13 protein-coding genes are annotated in these 7,420 nt (G+C 65.3%); 6 read left to right on the top strand and 7 right to left on the bottom strand.

Features of this window, described 5'->3' with window-relative positions; translation table 11 throughout:
• Nucleotides 1-270: 270 nt before the first annotated feature.
• The 7 genes from ASE76_RS11805 to ASE76_RS11780 form a co-directional block, all read right to left on the bottom strand.
• The gene (locus ASE76_RS11805) at nucleotides 271-624 is read right to left on the bottom strand and encodes an HNH endonuclease (protein WP_055839570.1); all 354 of its coding nucleotides are present in this window, start codon (nucleotides 622-624) and stop codon (nucleotides 271-273) included.
• An 89-nt stretch (nucleotides 625-713) separates the two neighbouring features.
• Nucleotides 714-1,319 carry a hypothetical protein gene (locus ASE76_RS20610; protein ID WP_156362699.1) on the bottom strand — a complete coding sequence of 202 codons (606 nt, stop codon included), beginning with the start codon at nucleotides 1,317-1,319 and terminating at the stop codon, nucleotides 714-716.
• Between the two features lie 260 nt (nucleotides 1,320-1,579).
• Nucleotides 1,580-2,221, bottom strand: a complete 642-nt coding sequence (locus tag ASE76_RS11800) for a hypothetical protein (RefSeq protein WP_055839568.1) — start codon at nucleotides 2,219-2,221, stop codon at nucleotides 1,580-1,582.
• On the bottom strand, nucleotides 2,208-2,921 hold the full coding sequence (locus ASE76_RS11795) for a DUF6475 domain-containing protein (RefSeq protein ID WP_055839565.1): 714 nt from the start codon (nucleotides 2,919-2,921) through the stop codon (nucleotides 2,208-2,210). The genes ASE76_RS11800 and ASE76_RS11795 overlap by 14 nt, the downstream gene beginning before the upstream one ends.
• Nucleotides 2,914-3,714, bottom strand: a complete 801-nt coding sequence (locus ASE76_RS11790) for a hypothetical protein (RefSeq protein ID WP_055839562.1) — start codon at nucleotides 3,712-3,714, stop codon at nucleotides 2,914-2,916. Before ASE76_RS11790 ends, ASE76_RS11795 begins: the two co-directional genes overlap by 8 nt.
• Before the next feature lie 64 nt (nucleotides 3,715-3,778).
• On the bottom strand, nucleotides 3,779-4,135 hold the full coding sequence (locus ASE76_RS11785; protein WP_055839559.1) for a phage regulatory CII family protein: 357 nt from the start codon (nucleotides 4,133-4,135) through the stop codon (nucleotides 3,779-3,781).
• 230 nt (nucleotides 4,136-4,365) lie between these two features.
• Entirely contained in the window at nucleotides 4,366-4,740 is a 375-nt protein-coding gene (locus ASE76_RS11780; protein WP_156362697.1) for a hypothetical protein, read from the bottom strand.
• A gap of 295 nt (nucleotides 4,741-5,035) precedes the next feature.
• Between ASE76_RS11780 and ASE76_RS11775 the strand changes: the two genes are divergently transcribed.
• From ASE76_RS11775 to ASE76_RS20600, 6 genes are all read left to right on the top strand, one after another.
• Nucleotides 5,036-5,761, top strand: a complete 726-nt coding sequence (locus ASE76_RS11775; RefSeq protein WP_082448405.1) for a S24 family peptidase — start codon at nucleotides 5,036-5,038, stop codon at nucleotides 5,759-5,761.
• Nucleotides 5,762-5,855: 94 nt separating this feature from the next.
• Nucleotides 5,856-6,062, top strand: a complete 207-nt coding sequence (locus ASE76_RS11770) for a hypothetical protein (RefSeq protein ID WP_055839555.1) — start codon at nucleotides 5,856-5,858, stop codon at nucleotides 6,060-6,062.
• Complete coding sequence (locus ASE76_RS11765; protein ID WP_055839553.1) at nucleotides 6,059-6,415, top strand: hypothetical protein; 357 nt, start codon at nucleotides 6,059-6,061, stop codon at nucleotides 6,413-6,415. The genes ASE76_RS11770 and ASE76_RS11765 overlap by 4 nt, the downstream gene beginning before the upstream one ends.
• Nucleotides 6,412-6,690: a hypothetical protein gene (locus ASE76_RS11760; protein WP_055839549.1), complete on the top strand. Its 279-nt coding sequence runs from the start codon at nucleotides 6,412-6,414 to the stop codon at nucleotides 6,688-6,690. Before ASE76_RS11765 ends, ASE76_RS11760 begins: the two co-directional genes overlap by 4 nt.
• Nucleotides 6,687-7,118: a hypothetical protein gene (locus ASE76_RS11755; protein ID WP_055839547.1), complete on the top strand. Its 432-nt coding sequence runs from the start codon at nucleotides 6,687-6,689 to the stop codon at nucleotides 7,116-7,118. Before ASE76_RS11760 ends, ASE76_RS11755 begins: the two co-directional genes overlap by 4 nt.
• Nucleotides 7,030-7,419, top strand: coding sequence for a hypothetical protein (locus ASE76_RS20600; protein ID WP_156362693.1), 390 nt, complete (start codon nucleotides 7,030-7,032; stop codon nucleotides 7,417-7,419). Before ASE76_RS11755 ends, ASE76_RS20600 begins: the two co-directional genes overlap by 89 nt.
• Nucleotide 7,420 lies beyond the last annotated feature (1 nt).

The raw sequence follows: 7,420 nt of genomic DNA, 5'->3' as shown, positions 1-7,420 counted from the left end.
GCAGATATGGTCGTAGAGCTGCTGCTCTTCGTCCGATAGGCCCAGCATGCTGGGCGGTTTGGGCGAGACGATCTCGCCCGGACCCGACAGCACCCGGGATCCGCCGACGGCGGGGAGCGCTGCGGCGAAGTTGGTTTTGTCAGTCATCAGGACTCATCCTCAAACCCCCGGGGGGTAGTTCTCACTCCCCATAAATTTCCAGCTAGGCGTACGGTTTCCAGCGGGGAGTGCTGGACTTTGGACCCACCCTCCCCTGTCGAAACCGCCCAGTCACGCCGACCGGCGGCGCCCCCGGATCGCCTCGGACAGGCTCTTGGCCTCGTGGCAGGCATCGCAGAGCCCCTGCTCGTTCGTCTCGTCGTCCTTGCCGCCTTCGGCCAGCGGGATGACGTGATCGCGCTGCGTCGCCAGGGCCACCAGGCCGAGGGCGTCGCAGTGCACACAGAGGGGGGAGCGAGAGAAGAGCGATGCGCGCATCGCCTGCAGACGGCGGCCGGTGATGCGCTTCGTGGCCTTGGGCTTCTTTGTCCAGGCTTCGCGCTGGTGCTGGTAGCACCGGCCGGCCTGCGTGGCGAGCCGCCGGCATCCCGGGCTTGAACAGGGACGCGGTGCAGCGACGGGCATGGATCACACAAACGAAAAACCCGCCGGGCATCGCTGCGGGCGGGGTAAGGGAAGGGCCGGTGAGTGACCAGCCTAGCGGCGGCGCTACATCACCGGCGGCGACGGAGCTTCATAAATGCCATGGCGAGGATGGCAGCGCCCAAGAGCAGCGATGCGCTTCCCTCTACACCCGGAACGCTGTGCACTACCGGTGCGGCCGGTGCTACTGCAAAAGCGTGGTTGACGCCGAAAACCACTGGCACGGTAGTGTCGCCGTTCGAGTCGGTCACGGTCACCGAAAAGGTGCGGTCTGGAGTGCCCGGCGCGGTCGTGCGGAAGGTCAAGCTGCGCAGAATGATCTGTGTTGCAGCCACCGGATCAAGCTGACCTGGAAACGAACTCCAGTAGGTTACGACCAAATCAGATCCAGCACCTCCGCCAGCCACGGTGCCGAAGCGGTAGCCGCCGACACCCGTGTTGACATAGATCAAGCCAGGGGAATACAGGTTAGCTGTGCCAACGGCGTAGCTCGGATCGTAAGCAATCCCCAGAGTGTCGGAAGCAGAGGCTCCAGTCGCGATACGCACGCGAATCTCACCATTTACGAGCTGCGATCCTGGGATGCCCGAGAACAGAGCATCCGATCCGACATCCAACCGTGCTGTCGTACCAGGAGTGGGGTAAACGAGGCTGTCATTGGCCAAGTTGGAGATCACACCGGTATTAGCCACAGCGAACAGTCTTGTCGGGGCGTTGCGTATGCGCGCTGCACAACTCACGCCGGGGGAATGGGGCACTTGTATTCTGCAGTCAGCCCCGCGGCCACATGGCTAGAGCTTCGAGAATCCGAGGCGAGCTTCTCTATCGAGGACTACCGCAATCGCTACTGGCTCTAGGCCAGGCTGTTGTTGCGGACGTTCGACAGAAAGTTGCCGTGCGAGAAGGTAAGCACCCTCTGCCGTCGGCGGATGCGAGTCTAAGCGCGAGGTCGCATCGTCCGCAAGCGATTTCTGATGCTGTGCTGCGCGTACTTCGTGCACTCGTCCATCCAGTTCGCCAGCCGCCGCCCCTCCTCGCCGTGCGGCACCTTCGCCAGTCCGGACCCACCGCAGCTGCGGCACGGCTTGCCAGTTTGGATGGTGGTGCCCGCCAGCACCTGGAACTTCGTACCGTGGCATGCAGGGCATACCGGCGACAGCCACCACTGAATCATCGCCCCGGCCTTGTCTTCTGCCTGCTCGACCCGGGCCTGCCGCATGCGGGCCAACAGCATCTCCTGCACGGCCGGCAGCGACTTCAAGCGGCCGAGCATCAGCACCATCTCGCGCATGTTGTGTTCATGTGCCGCGGCAGTCGCTGCTGCCTGCCGGTCGCGCGGGCGCTTCACCTGGGCAGGCACGCCCGCCACGAAGTCGGCAGCCGTCGTCACCCGCCGACGCCCCACCGCATCGAACTCCGAATGCAGGCGCAGCAGCGCATTGCCCAGCTGCACCATCGACCAGCCGGCCGCGATCAGCACATCGGCATCGCCGCGTCGGTCGGCCTCCACGCGCAGGTTGGTCGCCGAAGTGGCGGAGATGTAGGCCTCATCGGTCCCACGGCGTTCATCGTGCAGCATGCTGTTCTTCCTTCAAATTCTTGCGTTCCAAACGCGCAGGGCCAGTGGCTCCTGGAAGCCCTCTCGCTGGGGCTTGTGCCGATGCCAACGTGGCGAGCGCCTTGAACGAGATAGGGGTCTTACCCTCTTTGCAGCCCCCAGCCGCCACCCGCTCACAGGCATCCGGATCACCCACAAGCGCAGGCAGCGGAGGAGGAAGGCCACGGCGCTTGAACTGGTCATCGGGCGAGCGGTCACCGCCCAACCGACGCGGATAGTCGAACGCCCCTCGCCCGACGTACGCCTTGTGGCTTTCGCAGAACCGGTGCTGCACATAGCCCAGCTCGGCCGTCTCGGTGCGGCACAGCTTCGGCCAGCCGCCCAGGTCCTCGACCACAGCGTGAATCGCCGCGTCATCGAAGACCACATCGGTGTAGGCGCCCACGGCGCCCATCGCTTCCAGCACCTTCCCCCAGGCCAGAGCCGCACGCTCGGTGCGCGTGCCCTCCAGCACCCGGGTCAGGTCACCGATCTTTGGCGGGTACTTCCCGGCTTCGGGGTCCGTGGTCACCTCATCGATCGCATGGCGGACCTGCTCCAAGGTCCACCGCTGGCAAGCACGCCACCATACGCCGATGATCATGGCGCTCACCGCCTGGCGGTGGTAGGCCATCACACCGGAGATCAATGCCGAGAACTCGGGCAGGTCTTGCTCACGCATGGCTCATCTCCGCGACAAAGGCACGCGCTGCGGCCATGTTAGATTCCTCAAGACTCTCCTGGCGGTTCAACCGGAAGGCACTACCGCTGGCAATGGGCACCACGCGGCTGGCGTCCCGGCGCCTGCCCACGGCGGCAGCAATAGCCCATCCGAACGGCTTGCCGTCCTGCACCGCGTCCGCAGCGCATGCGGACAACTCCGCCACCGTGATGCCCGACGCTAGCGCTTGCAGCAGCCGCGGGTCCGAAGGGTTGACGCTGGCCATGCCTGCCTGTCGCATGGCCTTGCATGCCTCCCCGGCCTGGGTCGTCGCGCTCGCCTGCCCATCCGCCGGCGCGCCTGCGGCACTCTCGGGAGAGAGTGCATCTTCTCTTCTCTTCTCTTCTCTGGTCCGCACAGTGTCCGCATCGGATGCGGACAAGGGCGGGACGGTTCGCGGAGTCGGTGCGCCCTTGCGCGAGCCTTGCTTGCGCTTCGTCTCCTGCCCGCGCCGTTTCGCAGACGCACCGTTGTGCTCCGCGAAGTCTGGCGCCAGAAGGCCATCGTCCGTGCATACCAGCCAGCCCACCGCCTCCATCTCGGCGGCAAACCCGGGCCAGCCGACCATCGCGTCGAGCGCTTCCAGCGTGTAGCCGTGCAACATGCCGTCCGCAGTGTGTGCGTCGAAGATCGACCAGACCGCATGCAATGCGCCCACAACCCGCAACCTGTCGCACTGCATTGCGGACAAGATGCGGACAACTTTCGGATGCGTCTGCAGGTCGGACCGCATCTTGATCCAGTCGCCGGCCATGTTCAGCGCCTCCGCGCGGCCGCTGCCGCCACGCCGTCAACGTGCGCCACCAGCTGCTGGATCGCTAGTGGTCGTCCTGGCCGGCCTCGGTCACCTTGCCCACCACGTCGGCCACCTCGCGCATCACGTTGGTGGCGCCGTGCATCACGTCCATCGGCGAGGCGCCTTCAACCGGCGCCAGGGTGATGTGCACCCCGCAGTGGCTGGCCACGCTCGTGGCGTAGGCCGCAGCGGATGGGGTGCCCGCTTCGGCGCACAGCTGGCCGATCGCGCACGCCTCGCGGATGCCCAGCTTGTAGCCGGGCGCCGCGCGCAGTTCCTTGTCGAGCGTCTGCCACGGCTTGCCCAGCCGAAGCGCCACCGCCTCCACCCCGCCTGGGTAGTCCCGCACCATGAGGCGCAGCGCGTCATGTCCATCCATATCCGTGTCTTCCCGAAAAACGCTATTGAATTAAGAGCACACCGCGCAGAAACTGCGGGCATGAGAACGAGGGAGCCGAAAAGAAAAACCGTCTGCCGCCCCGGCATGCCCAACACTGCGCACCTGCCCGCGCGCAGCGACAGAGAAGCCATGGAGAAACAACCGAATGGCGTGCCGGCTTGTGTGGCGGCAGGCGGGAAAAAAGAGTCTGGCCGGCCTCGGCGCACAGATCAGCCATGGGCCCCAACCCGCGGGGCAGCGCTCTGCAGCACCTGCAGGAATGCGCCTTCGTCGGCCGCCGCAACGTCGACGCCTTGGCGGGCAAGCGCCTCGGCCAGCACGCCCAGCCATGCCGCAGCACGCGCCCGGGCCAGCTGCTCGGCCGCGTGCCATCCCGAGTCCCACGGATCGGCCTCGAAAGCCTGCAGGGAGGCGACCGAGGCAGGCACATCGGCGAGCAGTTCGGCAGCCGCACTAAAGCGGTCGGGTGCATGCTCCACCAGCCCCTGCAAACCCACCCCCGACGGCATAGACGTAAAGCGCGGCATGGCTGGCTCCGAGCGCGAGAAGGGCCAGGGCGCGCGAGCGGTTGTCGTGTCACGCATGAACGACCTCCTCGGGCCGCTTACTTCGAGAGCCCCGATAGGTCACCAAACTCTCAAGGGTTACTTGACCGTCGGTGAAATCCCTCACGGCAAGCATGAACTTGGGTGGTACACCGCCGTCGGCCATCTGGCTGACCCTACCCAAAGACACGCCCAAACAGCGCGCAAGCGCTGTTGAGCGACCCCTTTCTTCCCCAAGCCAAGCTGTGAGCGTCTTCATAGGACGCTGAGTTTAGAACTAGCTAAATGTCAGGTCAAGTTTTATCTATACCTTAATGTTTATGCTTTCCTCAACATGGAACCAATGACCGCTCACCGTAAGCAGCGCCTCGCAGCCTTGGTTGCCTCACCGAAGTACGCCGGCAATCAGGCGGAGTTCGCACGAGCTCTAGGCTTATCGAAAGGGCGCGTCAGCCAGATGCTGGATCCTGACGAAGCCTTCGGCGAACGTGCTGCCCGATCCGTCGCAGAGAAGTTGGAACTTCCGGACCAGTATTTCGAGCAGGGCTTCATCAGCGACGAGGTTTTGAAGAGTTGGGGCGCACGTCCGATCATCGCTTTGGACGCAGACGACGCAATCCCTGATGGGATAGTGCTCATCAAGGAATCGCGAGTGCGCTTCAGTGCGGGCGATGGGTGCGTGACTCCTCACTACGAGGAGATAGAGGAAAGCCTACCCGCGACCTACCGCCGATCCTGGTTCAGGCAAATGGGGCTGAATCCCGCACAAGTTCGCCGGTTCCAAGTGCGTGGGAGAAGCATGGAGCCCCTCCTGTTTGACGATGACACCGTGCTAGTGAACATGGCCGAGACCGAGGTGAAGGACCGACAGGTTTTTGCTCTGAGGTACGGGGATGAGCTACGCATCAAGCGGCTCTTCCGCAAACTAGACGGCGGGCTGGTGCTGCACTCAGACAACCCGGAATACCAACCGGAAATTGTCGGTCCCGACTTGGTAGATGAACACATCACGATCATCGGTCGCGTGCGCGAAAAAGCCGGGCGCGGTGGGTTAGATTAGAAATATCTCGACCAAAGTTTAGTTTTTCGTTGACACATCAGTTTAGTCTTATCTAAACTTCGTTCCTCGCCGTTTTCGGCGTTTGGAGCGAACGATGCATGTCACCCCCCTGCGCAGCTACCGCGCAAACCTGATTCAACCCGGGATCCAGGCTGAAGACGTAGAAGCCCACGCCGCTGCCGGCACCCTGCGCACGATCCGCCTGCGCGCGCCCAGCTGCACCCACGCCCAGATCGCCGCGCACCAGGTCACCGGCCTGCCGGTGCACTCGGTCGAGCGGGTCGAGGTGGCAGCAGCATGAGCGCCGGTGTCGCCACCATCCGCGTCGCCGATCTGTCGCTGGCGTTGATGGCCTGCAAGATGCGGCGGGCCAACCGCGGCCGCACCGCTCAGTTCTGCGCGCTCAGTGCTTATCCCGGCATCGATGTGGACTGCCGGCACGGCGTAGACGAGCGTGGCCGCCGCACAGCAGCAGCTCTGGCTTTGGGGGAAAGCCGGGCGCGCTTCATGCCCTTGGCGCGTGGGCACATTGCCACCCTGATTGAGCGCACCCACCTTCACCACGGGCGCAAGGAGATGCTGCGCACGTGGGGCGTCGGTGTTCGTGCCCTGTTGGCCGAGCCACAGCACATCCTGAACGGCGGTACCCGATGAGCCGCCGCCTCGACAATCCCGCGCTGGACTTTTCGCTGATCGCCATCGTGCTGGTGCTGGCTGTACTGCTGGGCTGCGGCGGTCTCTACCTCGACGGCGGCCCGGACGAGCTGGCCGGCATGCAGGCCCAGGCGGACGAAGCCGCTGCCCTGCAGTCGCAGTACGCGGCCGACAACGCCCAGGCCGCCAGCGCCCGGGCCCGGCACCCATCCGCCGTGCAGCCGCCGCGCCGCATCCACGAATCGGTGCTGATCGCCGCCGGGGGCCGTCCATGATGCCCCGCGAGATCCTCGGCAGCTTCTGCGAGCCCGTCACCGTCCAGGGTTCGGTGCTGGAAGGCCCGTGGCGCGACGGTGCTTACGCCTATGCCACCAACCGCTGCTGGATGGTGCGCATGCCCGCGTTCGGCATGGGCAGCCTTATCGGCCGCACGCCGGAGCATCCCACCACCGCGTCCGTCGCCGCCCTGTACAACAAAGCACCCCAGGCCGGCTTCGCGCCGATGGAGGCGCTGCCGACAGTCAACCCCTGCCCGCGCTGCTGGGGCACGCTGACCGTGCAGACGCACGCCTGCCTCAGCTGCGCAGGCAAGGGCAAGTTCGAGCACTACCGCCATGAGTACGACTGCGCCCCGTGCGAGGGCAGCGGCCGCGCGTGGTCCGGCGACAGCCCCTCGCCACAAGTTCGAGCACTACCGCCATGAGTACGACTGCGCCCCGTGCGAGGGCAGCGGCCGCGCGTGGTCCGGCGACAGCCCCTCGCCACCCGAACTGAAAGAGCCATGCATTGACTGCTCGGGCACCGGCTTCGACCTGGCGCACTACCAGATCGCCCTGTACGGCACCCAGTGGTTCCAGCCCGGCTACCTGCACGCCATCGCGCGCCTGCCGGGCGTGCTGTTCGCACCCGGCCTCGACAAAGGGCCTGCCGGCTTTCGCTTCGACGGCGGTAGAGAGGGACTGCTGATGCCCTGCCACCCGCCGCGTTTTCACGCCAGCGCCTGAC

Origin of the sequence: Xylophilus sp. Leaf220 (assembly GCF_001421705.1) — a bacterium.
Classification (GTDB): domain Bacteria; phylum Pseudomonadota; class Gammaproteobacteria; order Burkholderiales; family Burkholderiaceae_C; genus Xylophilus.
Note: the sequence above shows the minus strand (reverse complement) of the source record. Positions and strands in the feature narration are given on the sequence as shown.

Coding starts and splice junctions, on each gene's coding strand:
- ASE76_RS11770 (WP_055839555.1), top strand. CDS start 5,856: ATGCATGTCACCCCCCTGCGCAGCTACCGCGCAAACCTGATTCAACCC.
- ASE76_RS20600 (WP_156362693.1), top strand. CDS start 7,030: ATGAGTACGACTGCGCCCCGTGCGAGGGCAGCGGCCGCGCGTGGTCCG.
- ASE76_RS11800 (WP_055839568.1), bottom strand. CDS start 2,221: ATGCTGCACGATGAACGCCGTGGGACCGATGAGGCCTACATCTCCGCC.
- ASE76_RS11760 (WP_055839549.1), top strand. CDS start 6,412: ATGAGCCGCCGCCTCGACAATCCCGCGCTGGACTTTTCGCTGATCGCC.
- ASE76_RS11765 (WP_055839553.1), top strand. CDS start 6,059: ATGAGCGCCGGTGTCGCCACCATCCGCGTCGCCGATCTGTCGCTGGCG.
- ASE76_RS11805 (WP_055839570.1), bottom strand. CDS start 624: ATGCCCGTCGCTGCACCGCGTCCCTGTTCAAGCCCGGGATGCCGGCGG.
- ASE76_RS11790 (WP_055839562.1), bottom strand. CDS start 3,714: ATGGCCGGCGACTGGATCAAGATGCGGTCCGACCTGCAGACGCATCCG.
- ASE76_RS11755 (WP_055839547.1), top strand. CDS start 6,687: ATGATGCCCCGCGAGATCCTCGGCAGCTTCTGCGAGCCCGTCACCGTC.
- ASE76_RS11785 (WP_055839559.1), bottom strand. CDS start 4,135: ATGGATGGACATGACGCGCTGCGCCTCATGGTGCGGGACTACCCAGGC.
- ASE76_RS11780 (WP_156362697.1), bottom strand. CDS start 4,740: ATGCGTGACACGACAACCGCTCGCGCGCCCTGGCCCTTCTCGCGCTCG.
- ASE76_RS11775 (WP_082448405.1), top strand. CDS start 5,036: ATGGAACCAATGACCGCTCACCGTAAGCAGCGCCTCGCAGCCTTGGTT.
- ASE76_RS11795 (WP_055839565.1), bottom strand. CDS start 2,921: ATGCGTGAGCAAGACCTGCCCGAGTTCTCGGCATTGATCTCCGGTGTG.